Source organism: Streptomyces sp. NPDC056161, assembly GCF_042268025.1.
In the GTDB taxonomy this organism is placed as follows: Bacteria; Actinomycetota; Actinomycetes; order Streptomycetales; family Streptomycetaceae; genus Streptomyces.
The window spans coordinates 1-24,917 of record NZ_JBHJUV010000092.1 but is presented as its reverse complement, the minus strand read 5'-3'; the positions used below and the strand labels follow the sequence as shown (position 1 = coordinate 24,917).

Annotated in this window: 25 protein-coding genes and 2 pseudogenes; 18 read left to right on the top strand and 9 right to left on the bottom strand. The window is 68.4% G+C overall.

Annotation, left to right across the window (positions count from 1 at the left end; translation table 11 throughout):
* Positions 1-183: 183 nt before the first annotated feature.
* Together ACFC09_RS43565 and ACFC09_RS43560 are read right to left on the bottom strand one after the other, a co-directional pair.
* Positions 184-1,008: an enoyl-CoA hydratase/isomerase family protein gene (locus ACFC09_RS43565; protein ID WP_376538315.1), complete on the bottom strand. Its 825-nt coding sequence runs from the start codon at positions 1,006-1,008 to the stop codon at positions 184-186.
* 96 nt (positions 1,009-1,104) lie between these two features.
* Positions 1,105-1,644, bottom strand: a complete 540-nt coding sequence (locus ACFC09_RS43560) for an enoyl-CoA hydratase/isomerase family protein (protein WP_376538314.1) — start codon at positions 1,642-1,644, stop codon at positions 1,105-1,107.
* Here ACFC09_RS43560 and ACFC09_RS43555 point away from each other — a divergent pair.
* From ACFC09_RS43555 to ACFC09_RS43545, 3 genes and pseudogenes are all read left to right on the top strand, one after another.
* A complete protein-coding gene (locus ACFC09_RS43555; RefSeq protein WP_376538312.1) occupies positions 1,637-1,951 on the top strand; it encodes a hypothetical protein in 315 nt (104 codons plus the stop codon). The genes ACFC09_RS43560 and ACFC09_RS43555 overlap by 8 nt on opposite strands.
* 68 nt (positions 1,952-2,019) lie before the next feature.
* The gene (locus ACFC09_RS43550; protein ID WP_376538310.1) at positions 2,020-2,505 is read left to right on the top strand and encodes a winged helix-turn-helix transcriptional regulator; all 486 of its coding nucleotides are present in this window, start codon (positions 2,020-2,022) and stop codon (positions 2,503-2,505) included.
* 644 nt (positions 2,506-3,149) lie between these two features.
* A pseudogene (locus ACFC09_RS43545) lies at positions 3,150-3,233 on the top strand (integrase/recombinase); the annotation flags it as partial.
* Positions 3,234-3,262: 29 nt separating this feature from the next.
* Here ACFC09_RS43545 and ACFC09_RS43540 read toward each other — a convergent pair.
* The 5 genes from ACFC09_RS43540 to ACFC09_RS43520 all read right to left on the bottom strand — a co-directional run bounded on the left by ACFC09_RS43540 (position 3,263) and on the right by ACFC09_RS43520 (position 8,608).
* Complete coding sequence (locus ACFC09_RS43540; RefSeq protein ID WP_376538308.1) at positions 3,263-3,523, bottom strand: integrase core domain-containing protein; 261 nt, start codon at positions 3,521-3,523, stop codon at positions 3,263-3,265.
* A 46-nt stretch (positions 3,524-3,569) separates the two neighbouring features.
* Complete coding sequence (locus ACFC09_RS43535; RefSeq protein ID WP_376538306.1) at positions 3,570-5,372, bottom strand: hypothetical protein; 1,803 nt, start codon at positions 5,370-5,372, stop codon at positions 3,570-3,572.
* A 62-nt stretch (positions 5,373-5,434) separates the two neighbouring features.
* Positions 5,435-6,607 carry an integrase gene (locus ACFC09_RS43530; RefSeq protein ID WP_376538304.1) on the bottom strand — a complete coding sequence of 391 codons (1,173 nt, stop codon included), beginning with the start codon at positions 6,605-6,607 and terminating at the stop codon, positions 5,435-5,437.
* 216 nt (positions 6,608-6,823) lie between these two features.
* Positions 6,824-7,492, bottom strand: coding sequence for a YdcF family protein (locus tag ACFC09_RS43525; RefSeq protein ID WP_376538302.1), 669 nt, complete (start codon positions 7,490-7,492; stop codon positions 6,824-6,826).
* 15 nt (positions 7,493-7,507) lie between these two features.
* The gene (locus tag ACFC09_RS43520; protein ID WP_376538316.1) at positions 7,508-8,608 is read right to left on the bottom strand and encodes a helix-turn-helix domain-containing protein; all 1,101 of its coding nucleotides are present in this window, start codon (positions 8,606-8,608) and stop codon (positions 7,508-7,510) included.
* Positions 8,609-8,763: 155 nt separating this feature from the next.
* Here ACFC09_RS43520 and ACFC09_RS43515 point away from each other — a divergent pair, with 155 nt between their 5' ends.
* The 10 genes from ACFC09_RS43515 (at position 8,764) to ACFC09_RS43470 (ending at position 18,689) form a co-directional block, all read left to right on the top strand.
* Positions 8,764-9,192 carry a hypothetical protein gene (locus ACFC09_RS43515; protein WP_376538300.1) on the top strand — a complete coding sequence of 143 codons (429 nt, stop codon included), beginning with the start codon at positions 8,764-8,766 and terminating at the stop codon, positions 9,190-9,192.
* 8 nt (positions 9,193-9,200) lie between these two features.
* Positions 9,201-9,605, top strand: coding sequence for an ATP-binding protein (locus ACFC09_RS43510; protein ID WP_376538298.1), 405 nt, complete (start codon positions 9,201-9,203; stop codon positions 9,603-9,605).
* A 217-nt stretch (positions 9,606-9,822) separates the two neighbouring features.
* Positions 9,823-10,053, top strand: coding sequence for a hypothetical protein (locus ACFC09_RS43505; RefSeq protein ID WP_376538296.1), 231 nt, complete (start codon positions 9,823-9,825; stop codon positions 10,051-10,053).
* A 53-nt stretch (positions 10,054-10,106) separates the two neighbouring features.
* On the top strand, positions 10,107-11,228 hold the full coding sequence (locus ACFC09_RS43500; protein WP_376538294.1) for an adenosylhomocysteinase: 1,122 nt from the start codon (positions 10,107-10,109) through the stop codon (positions 11,226-11,228).
* Positions 11,229-11,233: 5 nt separating this feature from the next.
* Entirely contained in the window at positions 11,234-11,470 is a 237-nt protein-coding gene (locus ACFC09_RS43495) for a hypothetical protein (RefSeq protein ID WP_376538292.1), read from the top strand.
* A 100-nt stretch (positions 11,471-11,570) separates the two neighbouring features.
* Positions 11,571-12,752, top strand: coding sequence for a site-specific integrase (locus ACFC09_RS43490; RefSeq protein ID WP_376538290.1), 1,182 nt, complete (start codon positions 11,571-11,573; stop codon positions 12,750-12,752).
* A 90-nt stretch (positions 12,753-12,842) separates the two neighbouring features.
* Positions 12,843-14,315, top strand: coding sequence for a site-specific integrase (locus ACFC09_RS43485; protein ID WP_376538288.1), 1,473 nt, complete (start codon positions 12,843-12,845; stop codon positions 14,313-14,315).
* Complete coding sequence (locus ACFC09_RS43480; protein ID WP_376538286.1) at positions 14,315-16,030, top strand: hypothetical protein; 1,716 nt, start codon at positions 14,315-14,317, stop codon at positions 16,028-16,030. Before ACFC09_RS43485 ends, ACFC09_RS43480 begins: the two co-directional genes overlap by 1 nt.
* Entirely contained in the window at positions 16,027-18,225 is a 2,199-nt protein-coding gene (locus ACFC09_RS43475) for a site-specific integrase (protein WP_376538284.1), read from the top strand. The genes ACFC09_RS43480 and ACFC09_RS43475 overlap by 4 nt, the downstream gene beginning before the upstream one ends.
* Positions 18,222-18,689 carry a hypothetical protein gene (locus ACFC09_RS43470; protein ID WP_376538282.1) on the top strand — a complete coding sequence of 156 codons (468 nt, stop codon included), beginning with the start codon at positions 18,222-18,224 and terminating at the stop codon, positions 18,687-18,689. The genes ACFC09_RS43475 and ACFC09_RS43470 overlap by 4 nt, the downstream gene beginning before the upstream one ends.
* Here the strand turns inward: ACFC09_RS43470 and ACFC09_RS43465 are convergent.
* Positions 18,670-19,047 (bottom strand): hypothetical protein, encoded by a 378-nt coding sequence (locus ACFC09_RS43465; RefSeq protein WP_376538280.1) that lies wholly within the window; start codon positions 19,045-19,047, stop codon positions 18,670-18,672. The genes ACFC09_RS43470 and ACFC09_RS43465 overlap by 20 nt on opposite strands.
* Positions 19,048-19,311: 264 nt before the next feature.
* Here ACFC09_RS43465 and ACFC09_RS43460 point away from each other — a divergent pair, with 264 nt between their 5' ends.
* The 5 genes from ACFC09_RS43460 to ACFC09_RS43440 all read left to right on the top strand — a co-directional run bounded on the left by ACFC09_RS43460 (position 19,312) and on the right by ACFC09_RS43440 (position 24,240).
* The gene (locus tag ACFC09_RS43460) at positions 19,312-19,590 is read left to right on the top strand and encodes a hypothetical protein (RefSeq protein ID WP_376538278.1); all 279 of its coding nucleotides are present in this window, start codon (positions 19,312-19,314) and stop codon (positions 19,588-19,590) included.
* Positions 19,591-19,748: 158 nt separating this feature from the next.
* Positions 19,749-21,080, top strand: a complete 1,332-nt coding sequence (locus ACFC09_RS43455) for a hypothetical protein (protein WP_376538276.1) — start codon at positions 19,749-19,751, stop codon at positions 21,078-21,080.
* 9 nt (positions 21,081-21,089) lie between these two features.
* Entirely contained in the window at positions 21,090-21,530 is a 441-nt protein-coding gene (locus ACFC09_RS43450) for a hypothetical protein (protein WP_376538274.1), read from the top strand.
* The gene (locus tag ACFC09_RS43445; protein ID WP_376538272.1) at positions 21,527-23,824 is read left to right on the top strand and encodes a hypothetical protein; all 2,298 of its coding nucleotides are present in this window, start codon (positions 21,527-21,529) and stop codon (positions 23,822-23,824) included. Before ACFC09_RS43450 ends, ACFC09_RS43445 begins: the two co-directional genes overlap by 4 nt.
* Positions 23,824-24,240, top strand: a complete 417-nt coding sequence (locus ACFC09_RS43440; RefSeq protein ID WP_376538270.1) for a hypothetical protein — start codon at positions 23,824-23,826, stop codon at positions 24,238-24,240. Before ACFC09_RS43445 ends, ACFC09_RS43440 begins: the two co-directional genes overlap by 1 nt.
* A gap of 160 nt (positions 24,241-24,400) precedes the next feature.
* On the opposite strand, the pseudogene ACFC09_RS43435 reads toward ACFC09_RS43440, so the two are convergent.
* Positions 24,401-24,871, bottom strand: a pseudogene (locus ACFC09_RS43435) (transcriptional regulator); the annotation flags it as partial.
* Positions 24,872-24,917: the final 46 nt, after the last annotated feature.

Genomic DNA, 24,917 nt, shown 5'->3' with positions numbered 1-24,917 from the left:
ACGGGCCTGTGGACACTGGCCCGGAATTACACCATCAACACCTCTGATCCTCCTTTCAGTGCAATTCACTCGCTTCGTGCGACTTCGTGTCGCACACTCCATCAGAACCGGGGTAGACCAGACCCGGAGCGGTTCACTGGCGCGGTGCACTGGCGTCCTGGATGAGCTTTACGGTCGGTGCCGTCAGGAGGAGATGGCCACCTGTCGGCCGAGGTCGTGCTCGACGCCGTCCGGCCGCTGGAGGCCGCCGTCGAAGAGCCGCTTGACGCGGTGGGCGTTCTCGGGGCGGCCGGAGGTGCGGAAGAAGGCCGCCAGCGCCGTCCTGAACTCCTCGACGGGGGGCTGGGTGACAGCGTCGACCAGCGCTTTGGTCTCCCGCACCGCCACCTTGTCGAAGCCGGCGACCCGACGGGCGAAGGCGTCGACGAACCGCTCCAGTTCGCTCTCCGGCACGACGCGGTTGACGTAGCCGTACGCCGCTGCGAGGTCCGCGGGGAAGTCGTCGGCGCCCAGCAGGATCTCCAAAGCGCGCCCCCGGCCCAGCAGGCGGGGCAGCCGGCCGCTGGGATTGCCCCCGGGAACCGATCCGACGCCCACCTCGAACTGTCCGAGGACGGCGCCCAGTCCGGCGAAGCGGATGTCGGTCGCCAGGACGAACTCGCTGCCGGCGCCGCGGGCGCGGCCGTTGATCTCACTGATGGTGACTGCGGGCACCTTCCCGAGCCGGTAAAGGTTGTCGGCAAACGGGTGGAGTCCGGAGGGGGCCGGCTTCATGGCGGCAACGCGAGCGCGGTCCGCCAGCAAGTCCCAGTGCGCCATGAAGAAGTCCGGGTTGGCGCTGCGGAAGACGACGGCGGTGAGATCGGGGGCCTGCTCGATACGGGTGATCAGTTCCGCGAGCTGCTCGATGGTGTCGGGGTCGATCAGGTTGATCTCACCGTTGGAGAAGGTCACCCTCCAGTAGGACGGGCTGACTTCCTGTACGGCGAACTGCTGCTGGGTGCTCATGGATTGGCTCCTTGCGGTGGTGGCGAGGGTGCGCTTCGGACGGAAGATCCGTTACGGAGGGAAAGGTGGGTGGGGTGAGGTGACCGGCGGCCGCGGTCATGCGCCGGTCTCGCGGTCGAGGCCGGGCAGGTGCCGCCCCATGCGCAGCTCGAAGTCGCCGGGGCGGCCCAGGCCCCGTTCCTTGGCCGCGGCCAGTCGCCGCCGGCCGGCCGGCCGGGTCGCCGAGGCCCAGAACGCGGCGCTGGTCGGGGCCTGCAGCTCGTGGGAGGGGAGTGAGACCTCTCCGACGAAGTTCTTCACCTCGACGAGCGCGGCCTTGTCGAAGGAAGCGATCCGGTCCGCGACGTCGTCGACGAAGCCGTCCAGGCTGGCGTCCGGGACCGACCGGTTGACGTAGCCGTACCGCTCGGCGAGATCCGCGTCGTAGTCCTGGCCGGTGAGCATGATCTCCAGCGCCCGGCCACGGCCGGTGAGGAAGGGCAGGTGGTGGGTGGGGGCGCCGCCCGCCACCAGCCCGAGACCGATCTCGGGCTGGGACAGCACCGCGTGTTCCCGGCTGGCGAACCGCATGTCGCACGCGAGCACGAACTCGCTGCCCGCACCCCGGGCACGCCCCCGGATCTTGGCGATGGACACGAACGGGCCCTCGGTGATCCGGGCCAGCACGTCGAGCCACGCGGGCAGGCCACCGTGCTCCGTCCGCGGCGCGCTCTGCGTCGGTGTCGTAGTGAGCCAGGAAGAAGTCCGAGACGGTGCTGTCGAAGACCACCACGCGGACGTCGGGGTCCTGCTCCAGGACACCGACGAGGTCGGTGAGCTCAGCAATGGTGACGTGGTCGATGAGGTTGAGCGGCGGATGGTCGAAGGTGACCTGCCACCGGCGGGGGTCGGTCTTGTCGATCACGAGGCGCTGCTGGGTGCTCACGGGGCCTCCGGCGAGTGAGAGTCTGAAACCTGATTTCCAATCTAGCACCTGCGTTGGAAAAACCATTCCAGGCGTAGACTGGGGGTATGCCGAAGACCAGCGACCGGCCCGCCGCAGAGGAAACGCGCTGCTCGATCCGCCGCGCCCTGGAGATGGTGGGCGACCGGTGGAGCCTGCAGATCCTGCGCGAGGCGCTGCAGGGAGCGACCCGTTTCTCGGACTTCAAGGACCGTCTGCACGTGGCCAGCGACGTCCTCACCCAGCGGCTCGGCGCCCTTGTCGACGCGGGCGTGCTGGACAAGCGGCCCTACCGCGAGGCGGGCACCCGGTCCCGGATGGCCTACCACCTGACCCCCGCCGGCCGCGAGCTCATGGTGGTCTTCGGCGCCCTGCAGCAGTGGGGCGACGAGCACTGCCCGCACCCCGACGGCCCACTGGTCCGCCGGGGCAGCAGGACGAGCGGCCACACCCTGCGGGTCGCGTTCGTCGACGACGACGGCAGGGAGACACCACTCGACGACGTCGACCTAGGCGCACCGGTCATGGCAGCCACGACTCGGTCAGGGGCATAGCGGTCAAGGCGGGCGCGGGCGGTGGCCGGTCCATAAGGCCCTGTCTCTCGTCGCGCGACAGTTCCGCAGGACAGAGGACAGCCCGCCTGGCCCACACCGTCTCGACGCCCTCAAGCGCCGATCTCGACCGTTCGGCCTGGGCCGGCAGCGTGTGCGACATCCCGCGAGTTCTCCTGAGCCCCGCTGAGTGACCGCAGCCGTGACCAGGGGCTTCTTCCTCCTTCGGGTGCTCTGCCAGGCTGTGACGTAACTTCGGGATTTCTGAAGCATTCTCAGCTCGTGCGACCGATCTGCGGTCTGGTCGAAGGCGAGGAGGCGCGGGTTGTCGGCGCTGGCGGCGATGCGGGATCTGTGCGAGTACCGGGATCCGGTCTCGGCGGAGGAGCCGGAGCGGTTCGAGACCGATGCGCCGGCCGGGTTCGTGTTGGCGCGAGCCTCAGCAAGACTGACGGACGGCACGATCCGTGGAGACGTCGGGCACCTGGAGGTCGGGGGCCCAGTGGGGGGCCCACAACGACGCCACCCCCGCAAAAATGGGGGGAACCGCCGGTGGGGCCGCCCCCCACCCCCCGTCTCCGGGCCGCCCGGCGGGGGCGCGCGGGGGGGCTGGGTGGGGGGGTGGCTCTTCGGGCCCCCCAACCCCCCCACGACCCTCGAAAATGGCGATCGACCGGCTGATCGCGCGCCGCGACGTCCACCTGCGGGAGAAGACGTTGTGGCGGATGCTTGTCAAGCCCCGGGTTTCATGGAGACTGCGTTAGCTGGTTTTCTGGAGTGACGCAGGGGGTTCGGCCGCGAGGTAGTGGGCGGCCTCGTGTTCGGCGGGGGTGATGTGGCCGAGTTCGCCGTGGAGGCGGCGCTGGTTGAACCAGTCGACGTACTCGGCGACCGCGATCTCGATGTCGTTGATGCCGGTCCACGGTCCCTTGTTGCGGATCAGTTCGGCCTTGAACAGGCTGTTGAACGCCTCGGCCAGGGCGTTGTCGTACGAGTCGCCCTTGGAGCCGACCGAGGCCACGGCGGGGCAGGCCGTTTTCGGCGATGTCCTCCAGGACGGCGGCGAACTAGTCCACGCGTGAGCGACGCTCGCCGCGGTTGCGGACATCAGTCGGAAACAGGGCCATCTCGGCCCGTTCGGCGGCCGTCGGCTGGCGGCCGTTGCGGAGCTCGAAACGGTCCAGCGTCGCCTGCCGGCGCCGGTCCAGGCTGACGTAGAGGCGCTCGGGGATGCGGATGCCCTCGTTGTAGTTGCCGACCTTGGTCTGGTCGTGCCAGAGCATCGGCAGGCGGCCGTGGTAGCGGCCGACGCAGTCCAGCCGGAGCTTGAGGACCTCGTCGCAGCGTCGGCCGGTGAGTACGAGTGACTCCCAGACGTCGCGAAGGCCGCGGTCCTTGGGGTCGTAGTCGCGGGCGAAGGTCTGCAGGTTGGCCTCGTCCGCAAGCGCGCGGGCGACCTGGTCGGTGAAGGGGTTGCGGACGACCCGGTGGACTTCGCCGCCCTGCGGGATCGCGATGATGAAGTCCCGCGGCAGACCGATGCGCTCAGAAGCGCCGGATTCCAGGGCGTCGTAGAGAATCTTCCGCGCGGAGTTGAAGACGATCCTGCGGACGTTGGGCGTGACGATCGACGGTTTGCCGTCGGCCCGGTCCATCTGGGCCAACGCCGGCATGCGCTCCCGCTCGCGTAGTCGCTGGTCGGCGGCGAACCGGTTCGCGTGCTGTTCCGTCAGGGCGGACGCGTCGTGCCCGCCTCCCGGTGCCTCGATGTCGAGGAAGGCGCTCAGCTCCAGGCAGGCCCGGCGGGCGCCGTCCAGCGGCCCCCGCGTCCGGGGGCACTTGTGCGAGCGCATCAGGGCGGCGAGGTGGTCCCAGAGGAGGTCGCGCAACCACCGCTGGCTGACTCCGGTGAGGTCGATGTGGCTGGCGCTGCTGGGAAAGCGGCGTCCGAAGTGCTCGGTCTCGATGTATCCGAGTTCCTTGGTCTCCGCCTCGCTGTAGTAGAGGACCTGGAGTCGCGCGCGGATCGACCTGATGATCATGGCGACCTTGTGGCGTGCGCCGTCGGTGTCCGCGTCCTCAAGGGAGTCGTAGCCGTGCTCGCGGCAGCGTGTGACCAGGTTCTGGATGGCGGTGGGTGCCCAGTAGCTCGGGTCTCCTTCCTGTGTGTGCCGGAACAGGCTCCACTGGATCTCGGCGCGGACCAGCGGGCGCAAGCCCTTCAAGTTGATCTGCCCGGCCCGGAACAGCGGGCCCGTCGTGGCCCGCCATCGCGCATAGGCGTGTTCATCTTCGACGTGGACGGGAACGGGCAGACCGCGGTCCTCGTATTTCCGCCGCCATGCCTGAGGGATGCTCGCGCCGCCGGGGCGTCCCGCGTGCCAGTAGCGGTGGCGGTGGCCGAGGCACAAACCGAGGGGTGAAACGGCCAGCTCGGTGCAGGTCCTCACTCGGCAGGATCCGAAGCTGTAGAGGGTGTCCTGGTCAGAGGCCCAGTTCTCCAGATCGGTCTCTCCGGGGTGATCGCGGCAGAAGACCGACCAGATGTGTTCGTGCCGTTCACAGAGCGCCAGTTCACGGGTGTGGGCCGGCCGGCCCGGGCAGATGCGGCAGCTTCCGGCCCCGAATCCCTGGAACGCGGCCATTGGTTCGGCCGAGGCCAGGAAGGCCGACTTGCGTTCACCGCGGGTGCGTGCCGCCTGCCACTGCTCGTCGTGGACGTCGCACAACCTCGACGCTCCGTTGCCCGGGCGTTCGCACTGTGGGACCTGGCAGCCCCAGGTGAACACCGGGTGCTGGCCGGGGATCTGGATGATCTCGTCGCGGAACAGCGGATCGAAGTTCGGCGCGGCGATCAGGGCGGTGAGCAACTCGAGCCGGTCCCTGTGCCGGCGCCCGGACTCGGAGACTGGCAGGAGCGGCAGAGCCGACGTCACCGTTCACCCCAGGTGCGTTCCAGGGCGGCGCCGAAGACATCGTCGTGGATGTCGGGGTGACCGTAGACCTGGTCCACCATCGCAGCCGACTTCCAGCCGCCCGCCTCCTTGGCGACCATCGACTTGCCGCCCGATGCGTCGAGGACTGCATCGGTGAACGTGTGCCTGAATTCCTTGGGGAGGATTTTGCCGAGTTCGACACGGATACCGGCACGGCGGAGCATGCCGCGGGCGCCGGCGGTGGCCCAGGGCTCGCCCTTCCGCGGCCCGTGGAGCTGGACCACGAGCATGCCGTGGCGGGCGGAGCGCGGGTACTCGGTGGTGACGTACTCGAAGTAGGTGTGGATCATCGCCGGGCTGACCCGGCGGATCTCTCCGCCCCGGACGACGCCGCCCTCGACCTTCCAGGGGTCCTTGATCTTGACGCGGGCCCGGTTGGGGTTCCGTTCCCGGTGGCAGATGTGGACGTGCGGGGACACGCAGTCGCCGCAGGGTGCGTGCTCACGCAGGTGGAGATCGACCAGGTGCAGGCTGCAGAACTCGCCGATGCGGAAGCCGCCGTCGCTCAGCCAGGTCACGGTCATCCGGTCCCGGGCCGAGGGCAAGCTCTCGACGAGCCGCGGTCTGGCCTGGTCGGGCAGCATCTTCGGGTGGCGGCGCCGAACCGTCTTCGTCGGCGTCAGCGGGTTGGCGGGGAGCTCATGCAGCGTGTGGCCGAGGAACGAGCGGCGGCGATCAGCGGTCGTCGGTAGCCGGGTCTGATCGAGTACTTCGGCCAGCTGCTTGTTGACGCCCCGCCTCGCCTGGAACATGTAGAAGCCCTTCAAGCAGGCCGCCGCGGTCAGCAGGGAGCTCTGCTCGTACGGACGCTTGCCCGGCCGCCATGGTTGGCCGAGCGGCCCGCGGACCTCCGCACCCACGGCGCCCATGTAGCGCTCGACCTGCTCGAAGGTCACCGTCTCGGGCGTAAGGACCTCGCACTCCAGCCAGCGCAGATGGTCGACCAGAAGGTAGGCGTAGGTCCGGCCGGTTCCGGGCGTGAGCGTCCGCAGGTAGGCGTCTGCCAGCTCGTGCAGGGTGCCGTCTGGGTACAGGATCGTGTACCCCACCAGCCCGTTATGCCGCACTTCCTGTACGCGCAGCTGCCCCAGGACCAAGCTGATCGGCATGCCTCTCCCCAACGTCCCGTACAACAAGACTCAGGGCAGTTAACACGGCCGGGATGTCCGTAGACACGGCTTCGTCAACATCACACACACGGAATAGACTGGTCGGTTAAGTCGAGGACGATCCAGTAGTCCGCCGCGAACAGCTTGGCCAGCGTGGTCAGCCTCGGGAACAGGTTGGGCTGGTGGATCGCGCACAGCCCGCCCGGCTCGGGCAGGTCACGATGCGATGAGTCGGCTGGTGAAGCCGTCACGGATGAGGGATTCGTACGCGGCATGCACGTCCTCCGGGACCTCCTGCTCGATGGCGAATCCGAGCTTCGGATACTCGATGACCCGCTGGAGGTCGCCGACGAGCATGTCCAGGACGAGCCTCTCGTCGCCGATGGACTTGAGGTAGTCGTCGAACTCCAGCGGCTCCGACGCGCAGAGGATCTCGACGTCGGGCCACAGCTTGCGGGCGGTCGCGAACGATCGCCTTTCCATATAGGGCTTGGAGACCAGCAGCACCGTCCTGGGGTGGATGCCGGCGGCGGCGAGGACCTCGCGGGCCAGGGTGATGTTCTGCCCGGTGTTGCTCGCGTTGGGCTCCAGCAGGATGGCCTCGGCGGGGACGCCGAGGTCGATGGCGTGCTCGCGGAAGTGGACGGCCTCACCGCGCGGGAAGACCTTGGCCGTGGTGGGGCTGTTGCCGCCGGTGAAGACCAGGGTCGGGAAGAGCCCGGCGCGATACAGGTCGGCGGAGTGGGTGGCGACGCCGAGGTCGTGGCTGCCCAGGCCGATCGCGGCGTTGACGGGCCGCAGTTCGTGCTGCATCTGGTGGTAGTCCCAGATCAGCTTGGCCTGGCGCCACTGGTCTTCGGTGAATGCCTGCTGGTTGTCGCTCACGCGTGTTCTCCCTGGTCACCGTTGCCGGGGGCCGGTCGGCCCCTCGCTCATGGCTTTGATGCCCTCGATACTGCGCAGTTGGTGCACGAGTCCGTACTGCGCGGCGGTCCTGGCGGCCTGGTCGAGGACGAGGTGTCCATCATCGCGGGTTGCTGCGTCGGAGAGCAGGATGTGGCCATGAGCGGTGTCCAGTCGCACGCGTTGCATCGGTGATTCGGTGGTCCCGCTGTTGCGGGCGATGTCGATGAAGTGCAGGGCCTGGGTGAGGTCGCCGGCGCCGCGGCGGGCGAGGGCGAGTTTCTGGTGGGCCACCGACCAGTCGTCGGGTTCCTGGAGGTCTTCGAAGTCGCGGGTCGCGGCCTGCATGACGCGGGTCGCATAGTCGTGGTTGCCGTCCTTGCTCAGGGCGGTTCCCACCCACAGCCGGGCCCTTGCGCGGTCACGGCGCGAGAGCCGGTCGTCGACGGCGAGGGTCTCGTAGTTGTGGGCGGCGATCTCCAGCTTCCCCGACATCTCGGTGACGACCGCGAGGGAGAGTTCGAGCTGGGCGACGCGTCGGGGGATGTCGAGCTGGGTGAAGACGGAGCGGGCGCCGGCATAGGAGTGCTGGGCCGAGAGCGGGCCCAGGACGACGCCCTGGTCGCGCTTGAGGTCGCCGAGCAGGGCGGTGGAGCGGGCGAACAGATACAGGCCCTTCTCGTCCAGCTCGGGGGCCTTGAACCGGCTCAGCCACCGCGTCAGGAGGCTGTCGGCGAAGGTGAAGTTCTGCCGGGACAGGGCGACGACGACGCGGTCCAGGTCGTCGGCCCAGGACTCGTATTCCCAGGCCCGGGGGCCGGAGGCGGTGACGCGGCGTCGGGCGGTGGTCGTGGCACTGGTCATCTCGGACAGCAGCGTTTCGAACCGCAGGTGGACGGCGGCGTCCGCGCGGCCGAGCGCGGTGTCGAGGATGGCCTGGGTGTCGGGTCTGGGCTCGGTGGTGGCGAGCTTGGACTCCCACTTGGAGACGGTCGCGACGGCCAGGCCGAGCTGCTGGGCGAAGGCCCGCACGCTCAGTCGCAGGGCGAGCCGCAGGGCCTTGGCCTCCAGGCCGGTCCAGTGGTGCACGGTCGCCACGCGTCGCTCCCTTCCATCGGTCATCGAAGCACGGTCCGTGTAGTCGGCGGGACGGAAGTGGAACGGAAGTAGGACAGCCGGTGATTGGCCGGGAGTGGGGTGGCGGCCACGCTCAAGGGGTCACCACTTGTCGAGCCTTTGGGACGGTCTTCAGCATGGAACCCCTCACGGAGCATCGCCAGGTCAGCGGTCCGGTCGTTTACGGCTTCCTGCGGCTGGTGAAGGTGCCCGCGGCCCGGCAGGCGGCGCTGGCGGCGTCGCTCGCCGAGTACTGCCGCGGCCACGAGCTGCAGCTGTCCGTCGTCTTCACCGACCGCGACGCGAGCTCCGGGCCCGACTCCGCGGCGTTCACCGGACTGCTGGACGTGCTGGCCCTGCCGGACGTCTATGGCGTGATCGCCCCGGCCATGTCGCACCTGGGGCCGAAGGCCATAGCCGCTGAACGCGGACGCCAGATCGAGACGGCGGGCTCCCGGCTGCTGCTGGTCCGCGGTCCCCGCCCGGCGCGTCCTGCGTCCTCCCGCAGCGGTCCCGTTCACCGTCGAATTCGGGGAACCACCCGCGTCCTGGACACCGAGTCATGAGGGCCACGATGACCGAGACGACACAGCGGTTCTTCGACCCGCGGCCCGAATCCATCGGCCAGGCACGGGAGTTCACCACGGATGCCCTGGCCGGATGGGGCTTTCAGGACCGGTCCGAGGACATCCGGCTCTGCGTTTCCGAGCTCGCGACGAACGCGCTGGTCCACGGCACCGTCGCTGACCACGGCTTCCTGGTCAAGCTGGATGCCGATGAGGAAGTCGTACGCCTGGAAGTGCACGACAGCCGCCGCCAGCATCCCCAGGCCCGTCAGGCCGTGGACACGGACACCTCTGGACGCGGCCTGACGCTGGTGGGCGTTCTCGCCGATGGCTGGGGAGTTCAGGACGCGGACACTCCGTTCGGGAAGATCGTCTGGTCCTGCTTCAAGGCCACGAGAGGGGCGGCATCATGACCGTCCTCCTCACTCCACCGAGCCCGGAGCTGCGGCTGCTGGTCTCCCTCGCGTCCTGGACCTGGCTGGGCACCGGCCCGGACGGCCGCGAGGTCGCGCACATCCTGATTACCCACACCCCGGCCCCGACACCGTCGAGACCCGACTGCGGAGGCTGTCGGACAGCCTCGGCTCCCTGGCCGGCCCCCGGGAGGTCGTCCCTGAGCTCGACCGGTGCTTGCAGGTCGTCGGCGACCAGGTGCTGGTGCACTTCCCCGGCGCCTCCCGAAGGCTGCGGCTGCCCACCCGCAGGTCCTGGACCGAGCTGGTCGCCCGCAACGGCGAGGCAGTTCTCCTGCTTGGCCTCGACCCGCTCCCGCAGACCGCCGACGCCGCCCGCCTCGACGCCTACCTGGATGCCGCGCTCGCGGCCGAGCGGCTGCTGTTCGGACGCGCCCGCACTCGCTGACCTCCTGGAACTTCCCGCACGGCCCCGGACGGAATGGATGAGAGGGAACTGCCATGGAAACCTTCGAACGCGCCCGGCTGGACGCCTACTTCGCCCGGATCGCCGCCCAGTTCGCCCCAGATGAGCAGACCGCGTCGTTCCTGATCACGCACCTGCTGCCGGAGCGACCCGCGTTCGTCCAGGCCGTCGCTGCGATGACCCGCCTCACCGCGGTGCTGCCCAAGCCGAAGTCCATCCACCCGGCCGCGAAGCGCGAGGTCGAGCGGACCGTTCCCGTCGACACCCTCACCCGCGATCTGTTCACCGAGCCTGATGACGCCTTGGACTACCTCGAATCCCGGGCCGCGGGCGAGACGATCTGCCTGCTGGACGTCGGCGGCTACTTCGCCCCCACCCTCACCGAGGTCCACAGTCGGTTCACCGGACGGATCGCCGGGGTGATCGAGGACACCGAGAACGGGCACCGCCGCTATGCGCACCTCGACAAGCTGCCCTGCCCCGTCATCTCCGTCGCCCGGTCCCCGCTGAAGGACCCCGAGGACTTCCTGGTCGGTCAGTCCGTGGTCTTCTCCACCGAGGCCGTCATGCGCGGCCGCGGAGACATCCTCCACGGCCGCCCGGCCCTGGTGATCGGCTTCGGCAAGCTCGGCTCATCCATCGCCCGGCTCCTGCAGGCCAAGGGGGTGCAGGTCACCGTCTTCGACATCGACCCGGTCCGCCGCACCCAGGCCCTGTCCCAGGGCTTCATCGTCGCCCGCGACCACGAGACCGCCCTGACCGGCGCCGGCCTCGTGCTCTGCGCGACCGGCGCGATATCCCTGCGCGGCGAGGACTTCTCCCACCTGCGCAACGGCGCCTACGTCGCCACCGTCACCTCCAGCGAGGACGAGCTCGACCTCGCCGGACTACCCGACGTCTACACCCGCACGATCGTCGGTGACCACGTCACTCGCTACCGGACCACCGGCCACTACTTCTATCTGGCGAATGACGGCAACGCCGTCAACTTCATCCACGGCGCCAGCGTTGGGCCGTTCATCTTCCTGGTCCAGGCCGAGATCCTCGCCTCGATCAGGATGCTCACCCGCGAAGACCTCGCCCCAGGCATCCATGAGGTCCCCGCACCCGACCGCGAAGCCATCGCGGCAACCTGGCTCTCCTACTTCAACAGGTGATCACCATGACCATCACAGCCGACCACATCCGCACCACGATCGCCGCCTACCTCGATCAGTACCCCGAGGACAAGCGCGAGCTCGGCATCGTCCTCGGCCTGATCGAAGACGGCGACGACCTCACCAGTCGTGAAACCCTGCCCGGCCACGTCACAGCTGGCGCAATCCTCGTCGGCCCCGACGGCCGCATCCTGCACATTCTTCACAACGCGACTCAGAGGTGGCTCCTACCCGGAGGTTAGGCCAAGCATTTGAGACTGTCTCACCCTCCCTTCGTGGAGGGCTTCTTTGTGCCCAGCAGACGGTTAGGTTCAGGGCTTCTCACCTGTCTCAAGGAGCCCTGTGGACTACTTCTTTACGTCCCGCGACAAGGTCCGCCGCTACGGCGCGGCGCCCGACGGCACCGCCCTTGACGGCCTGCGGTACGTGACCCGGGAGCGGGCCCTCAAGGACGGCACCCCGTTCTTCCTCGGTTCTGACATGCGGCCCTTGGAACCGCACTGCTCCTTCTTCCTGGATCTGGCCAAGACGCTCAAGGCGAAGTCGTTGCAGGACTACACCTACGACTTCCTGGACTTCAGCGACTTCCTGGAGAGCCTCGATCCGCCCAGTGATGTGCTGTCCGCCGTGGAGGACGACCTGCTCGCGTACCGGGAGCACTGCACCGAGCATCGGGACGAGCCCATGTCGCCGGCCACCTGGAAGCGTCGCCGCGTGACGATCCGCAGCTTCTACGACTGGGCAGTTGACGAAGTCAAGTTGCTGGACAGGCGCCCGTACTACCGGCGCCCCAACGGGCGGGACGTTCTGAGCTGGGGCGCCACCGCGGCACTCGACGTACGGCACCTCACATACGAGCAGTGGTGGTTCCTGGACCGTGTCGGCCTTCGCGGGCTCCTTCCGGACGGCACGGCCGACCCGTGCTTCCGGTCCGCGCACACGCTGCGGGACAGTGCCAGCGGCAATCTGTCGATCACTACCGGTCTGCGGCTCCGTGAGTTCCGTGCCTTGCTCTACATCGAGGTCGGCCCACCACGCCGTGATGGCACGGCGAAGGAAGTGGAGCTACAGGCCATCGCGAAGTTCGGCCTGCCGCGGACCGTGGAGATTCAGGACGCGACACTTCGAGAGGTCGACTGGTACCGCCGGACCGAGCGCGCCGCCACGGTGCGCAGGGCGTCGAAGAATCTGTGGAGGCGCCGCGAGGAGTTCTTTGTCGTCGATGACGTCAATACGCGCCAGATGAAACTGCGCGGTGTCGAGCACGGCAGGCGCCGGACCCGGAGCGTCAAGGCGATGGACGCGGACCTGCGAGCGCGGACCATGATCGAGGGAGAGCACGGGCTGGAGCCGATGGCCTTGTTCGTCGGCCGCCACGGGCGGATGATCTCCAACCAGCGGTGGGAGCAGATATTCCTCGACGCGCATGCGCGCACGCTGCGGATCATCGAGGAGTACGGCCTGGAACTGGAGATGCCGAATCAGGTCCGGATCCACGACCTGCGCCACATTGTCCCCGCTTAGTTTCCGTGTGGCGATTGGCTTCAACTCGGTCGGTGGCCTGGTGATTTGGGCTTTGCGCTGAGGCGTGTGGTGTTTCTACTGTCGCCACTTATGATCCTGAGCTTCTTCTCGTCCCTGGGCTGGGAGTCCTGGGACGTTGAGCATCGGCCGTTGATCCCCGAGGGGATGCCCGTGCTCATCGACGACGATCTACGCTTCGAGGACGGCCCGGCCGTGCCGCGCCCGACGATGGTGGTGAACCGGTGGCTGCGCGAGTTGCCAGCCAGCGGGGCGCCGGCGCTGAGTTCGTGGGAGAACTACGCGCGAGCCCTCAAGGAGTGGATCGAGTTCCTGGCCGAGCACGGGGTCGGGTTGTTCGACTCACGGGAGCGGTTGAAGGCGGGGCTGAGCCGGTACGCCGAGCACCGGGCGGCGGGCCCATTGAAGGCCAGGTTCGCGGCGACGACGTGGGGCCAGCACATGAGCATCCTGTCGCTGTTCTACCGGTGGGCGATCAACGAGGGGTACGCGACGGCCGAGCCGTTCACCTACCGCGCCGCGCGGGCTCTGTTCGCCGGGACCGGCCGGGAGGTGAAGGTGAACCTCGCGGTCCGCCGCACGCCGAAGCCTCACGTGACGATCAAGTACTTGGAGCCGGACTTCACTGAGCTGTTCCGAAAGGGGCTGCGCGGGCTCGCCCCGGATGGCTCGCAGGACACCGGTTTCCACGGGCGGGAGTTGGCCCGCAATGGGGCGGTCGGGGATCACGCGCTGGCCAGCGGGATGCGGCTGCAGGAGTTCACCTACCTGCTGCCCTGGGAGATACCCGCCTTGCCGCCGGAGCCAACCGCGGTTCCCATCTCGTTCCCGGTGCCGGCCGGGATCACCAAGGGCAAGAAGTTCCGCACCACGTGGACCTCCTACGAGGCCCTGGCCGGACTGCACGACTACGTCGAGCTCGACCGGGCCGCCACCACGGAGGGCTCACTCTGGCGGCCTCCACGGCGCTGGGGCGAACCGTTGATGGTCACCGAGCCGGACGCCCGGGGAGGGCTGATCAACGGGATCCGGCGCCCCTGGGCGTCACTGACTGCGGCCGAGCGGCGCCGCTTGGTCGCTCCGGAGGGCGGTTCGTGCCTGCTGGCGGTGAAGAACGGCGGCGGACCGTTCACCGCCTGGGCCACGGTCTTCGAGCGCACATCCGACCGGATCCGGGCTCGCTTCGAACCCCGGTTCCCGCACGTCTGGCCCCACCGATGTCGCCACACCTTCTCCATGAGGACCCTCGAATACCTGGTCACCGGGCACTACCGGCAGGCTGCGAAGCTCGTCCGGGACACCGATGCCGACGCCGCCCTGGTCTTCTACTTGAGCAAGGCGGACCCACTGCTGGTGCTTCGTGATCTTCTAGGGCATTCCACTGTCCTGACCACGGAAAAGTACCTCCGCCGGCTGGATACGACCCGTATCTACCGGGAGGCATACGAGGGCGTCGGGGCCGCTGCCGGGCTGACCGATGATGCGGCAGCCGAGCGGGAAGCCGCGGCCGAGTTCGACGATGAGATCGAGGACGGTGACCTCTGATGCCGACCATGCTGGTCGACGAACCCCTCGGCCTCACCTGCGTGTTCAGCGATGGCAGTCGCGCGGACTACAGCCTGGACGGACTGCCCAACCCGCGTCTGGCCCGGGACCTGGGCCTCGGTCTCGTGGAGCTGATCCATCCGCACGGCACTGCGGACTCGGAGGGCACCGTCAACTTCTACGTCCAGTCCCTGCGGAGCATGGTCCGCATCCTGGCTGCTCAGGGCTTCACCGGTGGTGCCGCTCAGCTACGGCGAGAGCAGCTGGCCGAGTTCTGGATGTCCAGTCCCCGGAGGCTGGAGGCCCTGACTCGCAGCCTGCTGGAGGGTCATGCCCAGGGCGGCGGCCCGCTCGGTGAAGGGGTGCTGGAACTCGCTGCCGGACGGCACTTCAACATCCAGCCCAACCGTCATGCGCTGCCGCCCTATGCGGAGGAGGAATGGCAGCGGCTGACCGGGGTCTGTCGGACCTTGGTCGACGATTCGTACGCTGCCCACCGCCGGGCCCTTGCGGATGCCGCCGGCGGACGGCATCCCCTCGAAGGCGGCTGGGAACCGGGCAATCTGCGCTGGCTGCTGGCCCGGGTCGGTCCTGTCAGCATCGGCGATTTCGGCGAGCACCTGGGAGTCTCGGCGGCGGTGGTCCGCAATCGCGGCGGCTTCCACGACGCGACTCGGGCCGTCTTCCCGAACCTGGACGTGCTGATCGCCTACCGGCTGCTGTTCGGCATCTACTCCGGTATCGTCCCCGACGGCATTGCCGACTTGGTGGTCGAGGACATCGACTGGGCCGGTGATTCGACGGTCCTCCTCTCCTACATCAAGCGCCGCACCGCGGCGGAGAGCCTGAACCTGCCCCGTCGGGCGGTCCGCCTGCTGGAACAGTGGCTCGCGCACTCCGCGCTGCTGCGGACCTTCATGTCAGCGGAGGGACACGGGAAGCTCTGGGTGGGGCTGAGCCAGGCCGGCAAGTCCCGCCGTGTCCGCCAGGTCGACCGGGTTGCCGTCCAGCGGTGGGCGCTTCGCCATGCGGTTCTCGGGAATGACGGACAACCCCTCAAGATCCACCGCTCGCGGATCCGGACCACCCACGAAGCTATGCGGGACAAAACCTCCTGGACAGGCAGCGGGCGGGCCACGATCGATCCGAACCACACTCCGCACGTCGAGGGCGATCACTACCTCACTGCCACGACTCCGGCCCAGCAGCATGCTGTCGAGACGGTCATCGAGGACGCCCAGCACGACATGCTCCGGCGGGCCCACCCACCGACGGTGATCACCGAAGAGGATGCGGCCGCTCTGGCGGACGGCTACCCGCAGCTGGTCGCGGAGCTGAACCTGGACGATGCCGTGATCGCCGAGCTGGTCGGCGGACAGCGCGACGTGTTCACCGCCGCCTGCGGGGACCAGCTGTCCGGGCTGCACGGGCCGAAGGGCAAACCCTGTCCGGCCCGGCCCTGGGTCTGCCTGCTCTGCCCGCTGGCCGTCTTCGCTCCCCGGCACGCGGGCAACCTGCTGCGCCTCAAGGCGTTCTTCTCCCGGCAGTGGCAGCAGATGCCCGCCGCGCACTTCATGGCCGTGTTCGGCCCTTACGCAACCCGCATCCAGCAGGTCCTGGACCGCTTCGACCCTGCGGTCCTGGCCACGGCGGCCCACCACGTCGAGGACCAGGACGACGAACTTCCCCTGCGACCCGAGGAGATGACCGCGTGACCACCGCCCTCGCCGCTGCTGCCGCCTTCGACGGCCGCTCCGCGGTCTTCGCCGGCGCCGATGTCTGCCACGAAGCCGGACTCCTCCTCCCTGAAGGAGCCCGCCGTCCGGTGTTCGAGGACGACGTCTGGGACTTCACCGATGTCGTCGGCCTGCCCGTCCAGCTCGCCCTGGCCACACGCCGCTTCGAGTTCACCGGGATCACCGATGAGCGGTGGCGGCTGGTCGGCAAGGAACTCGTCCTGGCCATGCTCGCCCCGCGGCACCCGGCGGTCGCCCCGCTGCCCCGGGCCCACCGCACTGCCCTGCACCTGCGCAGTTGCGCGGGCCGTCTGGACGAACTCATCCGGTTCTGCCGCTGGCTGTCCGAGCACAGGGCATCGAGCCTCGCGCAGGTCGACACCCGTGTCTGCGACGCCTACATGGCCCACCGCCGCTATGTCCTCGACGAGCACGGAGCGATCGTCGGCGAACAGAGTCCGGCAACCCGTCGTGCAGCTGCACAGGTCGTCGTCGACCTGGTCAACTACCGCGAGTTGTTCACCGCCGATCGTGTCCCGGCCGACCTGCGGCCCTGGGGCGGGGCCACCGCCTCTGCCATCGCCGAAATGCCCAGCGGCCGGACCGAGAACAAGACCCAGCCCGTCGACGACACGGTCATGCAGCCGATGCTCGCCGCCGCCCTGTTCCTGGTGTCCTCCCTGGGACCGCACGCTGTTGAACTCGCCCGCCAGATCCAGGAGGCCGACAAGATCTCCGCCCGCAAAGCGCGAGGACTCCGCCCGCTCCACGTCGCCCCGGTGGCCGAGTTCACCGAGCTGCTGAGCAAGTACACGGAAACGTGCACACCCTTGCCGATGCTCGCCGACCACCACGTCGCCGACCGGCTCGCCAACGGCTGGTCCGCCGACGACCCCCTCCTGACAGTGGCTACGGGAGTCCTGGCCCGTCAGGCCGGGATCACCCAGTTCGAGGCCCGGTGGATGAGCTGCCTGCGGGGCCCGCTGGAAGACGCTGTCACGGCGGTCGGAGTGAAGGAGGTGTTCGCCCGCAACGCCGCCGAGATCACCATGGCGGACACCTCGTCGATGGTGCCCTGGACATTGCCTCTGCACCGTCTCCAGGTCGTCGCTCTGGTCGGCATCGTCCGCACCGCCACGATGATCGTGCTGGCCACAGCCTCGGGCATGCGATCAAGCGAGCTGATGGAGCTACGCATAGGCTGCCGACTTCCGATCGAGGAACCCGTCCCCGGGCTCACCCGATACCGGCTCGCCAGCAAGGTCATCAAGGGACAGCCACTCGGCGGCACCGACGACGAGTGGGTCGTCATCGAGCCCGTCTATCGCGCCGTCGAACTCGCCGAGGACCTGCATGACGACCGACAGGAGGGCACCCTGCTCTTCGGTCGGTTCGCCTTCTCCGTCCGTTACAAGTGGTTCCGCAACTGGGTCAACTCCCCGGCAGGGCAGCGCCTTGGACTCGCCCCCATCCCTGATGGACAGGTCAATCTCAGGCGACTGCGTCGCACACTGGCGCTGGAGATGGCCTACCGGCCGGGCGGCGTGCTGGCCTCCAAGATCCACCTAAAGCACATCGCAGTGGCCACAACAGAAGGGTATGCCTCCCGCCCCGGCGGGGCTCAGGCCGAGTTGCTGGCCGAGGTCAACAAGCACGAGAGCGACCGCAATCTCCAGCTGGTACTGGAAGAGTTCCAAAACTACCAGCAGGGCATCCTCCCGGCCGGCCCCGGCGCCCGGAACCTCACCGAGTTCTTCGCCAGAATTGACGAGAAGCTCGACGCAACGGCAGCAACGGCACCCAAGACACAGCGCAGTGACCGTGACGTGCTGAACCTCCTGACCAAACGCGCCAAGGTCCTGCACCTCGGGCCCGCAAACTACTGCTGGTTCACCGATCCATCCCGGGCCCTCTGCCTCAAGCTGGCCGGCACCCCGACGGCCGACCGTCCGCTGATCGGAATGTGTGACTCTGCCCGCTGTCCGCAGGCCACCCATCACCCCTGCCACCGGCCTGTCTGGGCCGAGCACGCCGAACGCACCGAGATCTTCCTGGGCCAGCTCGGCACCACACGCAAGACCGAACGCACCCGGCTCCAAGCCGACTACGACAGGGCCCTCCGCGTCGTCGCCGAGATCGATGCCGCCAGCACCACGGACGAGGAGTCCGCATGAGAATCTCCGCAGCCCAGCGGACCGAGAACGAGAACCGCATCCGGGCCGCCATGGACCGGCTCCTGCGCGGCGAGATCCCGCCCGGCGGAAAGTGCGACATCAAGACCCTCGCCCGCGAAGCGGACGTCGACCGCACCGCCTTCTATGGCACCCGTCCCTACGCTCACCTCCGCGCCGAGTTCGAGCGACGCCTTCAGGCCCTGCAGCAGGCCGGCGACATTCCCGACCCCCGCCAAGCCCAGATCACCCGCCTCAAGGCGGAGAACGCCAAGCTCCGGGAACGGCTGGCCGCATCGGAACAGGCGATCGACGAGCTCACGGACTTCCGCACCCAGGCCCTGGCCCGGCTCGCCGCACAACACGAGGAGATCGTCCACCTTCGGCAGACCGCCACCGCTGCAAGCCGCGTCACCAGGCTCCCTTCCTCCAGGTCGTCAGCGACGGTCATCGGATCGTGCAGCTGAGATGCGGGCGCTTCATGACACGAAGTACGGGACCCGAGGACGCGACGGCGAACAGGCCGAAGAGGGTGATGGGCAGCAGACTCAGCAGCCTCGCAGGATCGTCCTGCAACCAGTGCCGGTTGGCCCACCAGTTCGCGCTGACGTCCAACACCGTCACCCAGCTCGCCAGCCGGATTCCCTCCGGCCGCGCGAGCACCACCAGCACGACGACCAGTGGATCGAGCACGGCCAAGCTGACGAAGAACACCTGCAGGAGAAACGGGCCGAAGGACGCATAGACATGGATCCCGCCCCGCGCCAGGTCAAGGAAGTGAGCGCAGGCCCCCTCAAGGAAGCCGACGAAGTACACCGCGAGCACACCCCGCACCCACCGCGGCTGGCCCCTCCACCGCTCCCTCAATCCATCCCTCACCAGGCCAACCTATGCGGGGCGTCGCACATCGATCAAAGAAACGACCACCGCAACCCACGGAGTGATCTGCATCATGATGCCGCTGCCGAAATGCAACACAGCCAGCGGCAGACGTCGCGAACGCCGCCTCCGCAGACAGCCTGCTCAATCACCACACGGATCCAACCGCACACGGCCTCTGCGGACACAAGGCACACGTTCGCGATCTACATGTTGGAATTGCTGACCGAGCTGCTGCGCAAGCAGGACGCGGAGGAGTTCGCGCGCTCAGGCCGTGTCCCGGCCTATGCGGCCGACCACCAGTCGCGGAACCCCTTCCTGACCGTGATGCGGCTCCTCGGACACCGCCGCCCAGAGTCGACGATGCGGTACCTGACGTACAAGAAGAAGTCGAACCTCCTGGTCGCGCAGGCCATCAGAGAGTGGAACGAACAGGACGTCACGTACGCGGAGTTGGCCGCACGGCACGGTGGACGGGGGAATGGCTGATGCCCCGCCGAGGAGAACGCCGCGGCACCTCCGGCACCCGTCGGCCCCGGTCCGCCGTGCCCGCGCCGGACCGGATCGGGATACGGGAGATCGTCTTCCGTCAACGAGATCGCCCTGTCCATGCGCGACTTGACCCCTCCGAGTTCACCTGTGCCACCTTGGTCGGGCAGCTCGCGGATCTGTGGGTCGACTACCACCGCAAGAACGCGCTCAAGACCGTTCACGCCTACCCGACCGCCATCCGCTCGTTCGCGAAGTTCCTCGATAAGCGCCTTTCGGCGCAGGGCATCGACCCGGCACAGGCCCGGTTGGAGGACGAGCGACTCGATCTGCCGGCCTTGCTCCATGCCTGGGGGCAGAACCTCCTCCAGAAGTACCCCGAGAATTCCCGGCGTCCCTGGGGCCTGGAGCGCGCCTTGCTCGCCCTGCTCAGCCACGGCGCCGAACGCGATCTGAGCATTCCCGAGCGAGTACGGCGCCGCGCCGCCGCCCCTCCCGGCGTGCGCAAGGCCACCGGGCAGGTCCTGGACGAGTTCAGCAACGCCGAACGGATGGCCATGCGCAAGGCCGCTCAGGACGATGTCCGCTCGCTCGAGAAGCGGCTCGCCCGCGGACGCGAGCTCCTGGAGGCCGGGCAGGATCCGCGTCAACACGGGTGGCTGGAACTGCCGAACCTGATCTGGGCCACCCGAAACGGGCTGGTGGACAGCCAGACGCTGGGTGAAAACCTTCCGCTGAGCCGCAACTGGCCGTCAAAAATACGGGAGTTCGCCCGAAGCAGCGGCATCTGGCCCGGCATCGGCTTGATGGGCTGCCTGCACCGCATGCTGTTTCCCCGGGAGATCGACCTCCATTCGTTCCGCGTCCTGCTTCTGCTCGCGATGACCGACTGCACCTCGGAGGAACTCCATGCCCTGCAGGTGCCTGATCTGGAGTTCAGCGCCGAGGGTGTGCGCATCGTCCAGTCCAAGGAGCGCGCCGAACGCATCCGAGCAGACTTCCACCTGACCGATGCCTCCGACGGCACGACCGGGGAGACCGGAGACAAGGAGTATCCGGGCCGCGGCGCGTGGGACGTGCGGGGCCTGCTGCGGCGCCTCCTGGAGGCCAACGCGCTGACGCGCACGGCGTTCGACAGCGAGCCGTGGTTGTTCACCGCGGTGGAGTCCCGCAGGAGCGTGCGCATGGAAGCCGCGCTGGCCGCCTTCGCCGACCCGGGCCGGCGTTTCACCCACTGGCTCGATGGCCATAGCGGTCCGGACCGGCCGTTCCCGAAGGGAGTCTCGCTGCCCCACGACGTACGGCGGCTGCGGAAGACCGCGAAGACGACCCGGGTGGTCGCACTCGGCGGCACCCTGACCGACCTGGCCGGCGATGACCACAGCGTCCGTGTGTTTCAGCAGCACTACGCCCACGGCACCACCGCACACGTACTGGCGGGCGCCGCGATGAACCGCGCCCAGTCGAAAGTCTTCGCCACGGTCACGTGACGAGCGACCTTGGTGCGGCCCGAGGACGAATCTCGCCTGGCCGAGCCCGAGGTCGCCACCGCGCTCGGCGTCACTCCGGAGCAAGGCGCCGAGCTGCGCGACGGTGAGCTCGACATGGGCGTGTCGAACTGCAAGGACCCGCACAACTCGCCGCACTCGGTGCCGGGCAAGCTCTGCCACGTAGCCCCGGCGATGTGCATGATCTGCGACAACGCCGTCGTCTTCGTCTCCCAACTGCCCCAGCAACTGCTGCTCTTCGACCACATCCAGCACATGCGCGACGTGCTGCCGCCGAAGACCTGGCACAGCGTCTGGGGACGGCAAGACGTCGCACTGAAGCAGGTCTTCGAGGAGTGCGCCGACCACGTCGAGGACGCGCGCAAGACCATCGAGAAGCAGTCCCTCACCCTGAACCTGCCCCTGGGGATGCGAACGGAGTACGACCGATGAACACGCCCGCCCGCCCGCTCGCGCTCAAGTCCGCGACCTTCACCGACCACGAATCGGTCTACTCCGATCTTCCCGGCCAGATCCCCGGCGTGACCGGGCCGACGTTCGGCCGTCCCGACATGTGGCCGGGGGACAACGTCCGCCGACCCGCCAACACCGTCAAGGCCGCGTGGCGGTGCGACTTTCCCGGCGATCCGACAGGGAACTTGCTCATACGGGAGGTGGCTTTCTGCATGCTCCACCCCACACATGCCGCGCTGCAGGAGGCCGGGATCTTCTTGCCCCCTGGAAAGTGGGGACTGCGTAGGACCGCGCAGACCTGCCTTGACCTGGCGAGATTGCGGACCTGGGCTCAGGAGCAGGACATGCCGGACGATTTCGGCCTGTGGGATCCGGCGGACTGGCAGGCGTTCATCGATTCGCGTTCACGCGTCACCGAGCCCTCGTCCGTACGCAAGGTGGTCTCCTCGGTACGGCACCTGATGATCTTCTCGCCGGTTCTCACCGGCGTGCCCACGTTGGAGGATCCCTGGCCGGGGAAGTCGAGCGCCCAGGTCGCCGAATCGGTGTGGACCGACGAGCTGTCCACTCCGGCGATCCCGCCCGAGGTCTGGTGGCCGCTGCTGCGGGCGGCCTGGGCGTACATCGACCGCTTCGCCCCCGACATCCTGGCCGAACGCGACCGCTGCCAGGCCGAACCAGCCAGCGGACCGCCGCCACAGATGGACAGCGACCGCGAACTGGAGGCGTGGCTGGCGGATCCCGGCACAAGCATCCCGCTCAACCCCCGCAACCGCGGCCGGGCCCGCCGAGGCGACGTGAACTGGCGGCGGACCAGCCAGCTCGCCACCAACGGCCGCACCATCGTGCTGTTCGCGGCCGAGAGACCTCACGGCCTCAAGCGACGTCAGCGCGTGCTCGAATGGCTCGCCGAGACCGGCCGCAGTCACACCGGCCCCGTACGTGAACCGTCCTTCACCCCGCCTGCCGAGGAACGCCTCACCCACCGCGACCGAGTCCTGCTCGAGTGGCTGGACAACCCGGACAACTTGATTCCCGTCCACCGGGCAGACGATCAGGTCGCGTGGGCCGGAGAGCCGAACTGGACGGAACTTGCCCGACTGGTCTATGGCCAGCGCAGCAACGTCTTCGGGCTCGGCAGCAAGGCCAAGGCCAAGCTCCGCCGCCAGTGGGTGTGTGAGGTGGCCTGCGACCCGAACCGCACCATCGCGACTGATCGCGGGCTCAACCCCCGGATGCTGAGGGCTGCATGCTATGTCTTCGTCGCCGCGCTGACCGCCATGCGCGACAGCGAGATCCACGAGATTGAGCGCGGGGCGCTCGGCCAGTACTATGGCGCCCCGGCGCTCGCCTCCCGGAAAGTGAAGGGTGACGACTCCCGGCCCCGCGGCTACTGGTGGATCATCGCGCCCGTCGCGCAGGCCATCGCGGTTGCCGAACAGCTCACCTGGCACGAAACCAGAGTCTTCACCGCTATCACCGCACTGGCCGGGGGTGGCCACGGCGGCTTCGACGCCGCCCGCGACATCGACGACTTCATCACCGCCGTCAACGCCAACCGCGAGTACACCGGACTGGAAGAAATTCCCGAAGCGCTGGTCCGGCCGCACATGTTCCGACACACCATGTCGATCATCGCGGCCCAGGAGCCCGACGGCGAGATCGCGCTCGGGCTACAGCTCAAGCACGCCGCCCGGCGGGCCCTGGCAAATCGCACCACGCTCGCCTACGGCAAGCCCGACGCGCGGTGGGCCAAGGAGTTCGACAACCAACTGCAAGTTGCCGCGGCCAAGAAGCTGGTCTCCCTTCTGCAGGCCCGCCGGGCCGGGAAGGTCATCGCGGTCGGTCCCGGCGCTGCCCGTTTTCACGCCGGGCTCGACAAGGTCAACGACGTCATCGAGCAGAGCACCGTCCTTCGTGCCCAGCTCGCCGACGAGCGTCTGGAAATCACCCTGCTGCGGGACGAGTTCGCCGATCTGCACCTGGGCACGGTCAACCACTGTCTGTGGAACGCCCCTACGGCCGAGTGCCAGAACCAACTCCCGCCCGATCAGCGCGGCCAGACCCCGCTCCTGGGAGCCTGTCAGCCCGCCCGATGCCGCAACTCGGTGCTGACCCTCACCCACGAGCGGATCTGGCGGATGGAGGAGGCCGACCTCGTGTCGCTGCTGAAGAAGAAGCTGTCCAAACCCCGGCGCGAGCAGGCCCTGACCCGGCTCGCCGAGGTCCGCTCGGCAACCACGCAGTTCGACAAGATGAGGGAGAGCGCCTGATGCCGGTGTCCGCCGCTACGGAGACCAAGCTCCGCGAGGCCATGGCCCGACTGCTGGCCGGCGAGCCGCTGCACACCGACGGCGCGCTGACCAAAGAGAACCTGGCACGCGAGGCAAAGGTCAGCCATGCCACGGTCCACCGTGCCGAGGAGATCCTGGCTGAGTGGGATGCGCGGGTCGCACGTCCTGTCCTCCGTACGCCCGGAGAAGTCCAGCGCGACGAGACGATCGCCGACTTGCGGAGCAGACTGCGGGAGGCCAACACCCGAGCGACCGAGCTGCAGGGCAAGCTCGACGCGCTTGCCACGGTGACCGCGAACCTCTACTACGAGAACCTCGAGCTGAAGAAGAAGGCGAGTGCGCGGCGCCAGAGCCGGGTCACCGCCCTGCCCGCGTCGGGCCCCTGGCTGGAGTAGCTACCTGGTGTAGAGCCTCGCCGCTCGTGACCTGGGGCGGGCCGTTTGGCCAGCGGGCTTCATCAGCAGCCTGGTCTCACGCGCGTCGCGTTCCTTCGGATCCGGCCGCATGCTGATTGTCCTCTGCCATCCAACTAGCGAATCGGGGCGCAAGCTCTGTCTACGGCTGCTGACCGGTGGCTTTGGGGGCAGGGGCAGGACGTTGGGCGGGCCGGGGCGCGGTCATGTCGAGCAGGAGCAGGGCGTCGTGGTCGGGGCTGCCGGGTTCGGCGGTGTAGACGCCGATGCGCTGGCCGGGGGTGCCTTCGACGTGCAGGGACTGCGAGGTGAGGGTGAGGGTTCCGACCTGCGGGTGCTGGAACGTCTTGTGGGCGGGCTTGCGCCCGGTCACCTCGTAGCGCTCCCACAGGCCCGCGAAGTCCGGGCTTTTCAAAAGCAGCTCGCCGACCAGGTTGGTGAGGTCGGGGGCGTCGGGGGCGGTGCCGGCGATGGCGCGCAGGCGGGCGACGCATGCGGTGATCTGCCGGTCCCAGTCGGGGAAGAGGTCGCGGGCGGCGGGGTGCAGAAAGAGGTAGCGGGCGAGGGGACCTGTCCCCGAGGGGTGGACACCTCTGAGCCCGGCCCCGCCAGGGGCCGGGTAGGAGGCATCTTTTATGGTGATGAAGGTCTACTCGCCC

Bases quoted from the DNA above. Each gene is read 5' to 3' on its own strand.
- ACFC09_RS43565 (WP_376538315.1), bottom strand. From the start codon at position 1,008: ATGAGCACCCAGCAGCAGTTCGCCGTACAGGAAGTCAGCCCGTCCTAC.
- ACFC09_RS43555 (WP_376538312.1), top strand. From the start codon at position 1,637: ATGGACACGAACGGGCCCTCGGTGATCCGGGCCAGCACGTCGAGCCAC.
- ACFC09_RS43550 (WP_376538310.1), top strand. From the start codon at position 2,020: ATGCCGAAGACCAGCGACCGGCCCGCCGCAGAGGAAACGCGCTGCTCG.
- ACFC09_RS43530 (WP_376538304.1), bottom strand. From the start codon at position 6,607: ATGCCGATCAGCTTGGTCCTGGGGCAGCTGCGCGTACAGGAAGTGCGG.
- ACFC09_RS43515 (WP_376538300.1), top strand. From the start codon at position 8,764: ATGGAACCCCTCACGGAGCATCGCCAGGTCAGCGGTCCGGTCGTTTAC.
- ACFC09_RS43510 (WP_376538298.1), top strand. From the start codon at position 9,201: ATGACCGAGACGACACAGCGGTTCTTCGACCCGCGGCCCGAATCCATC.
- ACFC09_RS43500 (WP_376538294.1), top strand. From the start codon at position 10,107: ATGGAAACCTTCGAACGCGCCCGGCTGGACGCCTACTTCGCCCGGATC.
- ACFC09_RS43495 (WP_376538292.1), top strand. From the start codon at position 11,234: ATGACCATCACAGCCGACCACATCCGCACCACGATCGCCGCCTACCTC.
- ACFC09_RS43485 (WP_376538288.1), top strand. From the start codon at position 12,843: ATGATCCTGAGCTTCTTCTCGTCCCTGGGCTGGGAGTCCTGGGACGTT.
- ACFC09_RS43480 (WP_376538286.1), top strand. From the start codon at position 14,315: ATGCCGACCATGCTGGTCGACGAACCCCTCGGCCTCACCTGCGTGTTC.
- ACFC09_RS43470 (WP_376538282.1), top strand. From the start codon at position 18,222: ATGAGAATCTCCGCAGCCCAGCGGACCGAGAACGAGAACCGCATCCGG.
- ACFC09_RS43460 (WP_376538278.1), top strand. From the start codon at position 19,312: ATGTTGGAATTGCTGACCGAGCTGCTGCGCAAGCAGGACGCGGAGGAG.
- ACFC09_RS43445 (WP_376538272.1), top strand. From the start codon at position 21,527: ATGAACACGCCCGCCCGCCCGCTCGCGCTCAAGTCCGCGACCTTCACC.
- ACFC09_RS43440 (WP_376538270.1), top strand. From the start codon at position 23,824: ATGCCGGTGTCCGCCGCTACGGAGACCAAGCTCCGCGAGGCCATGGCC.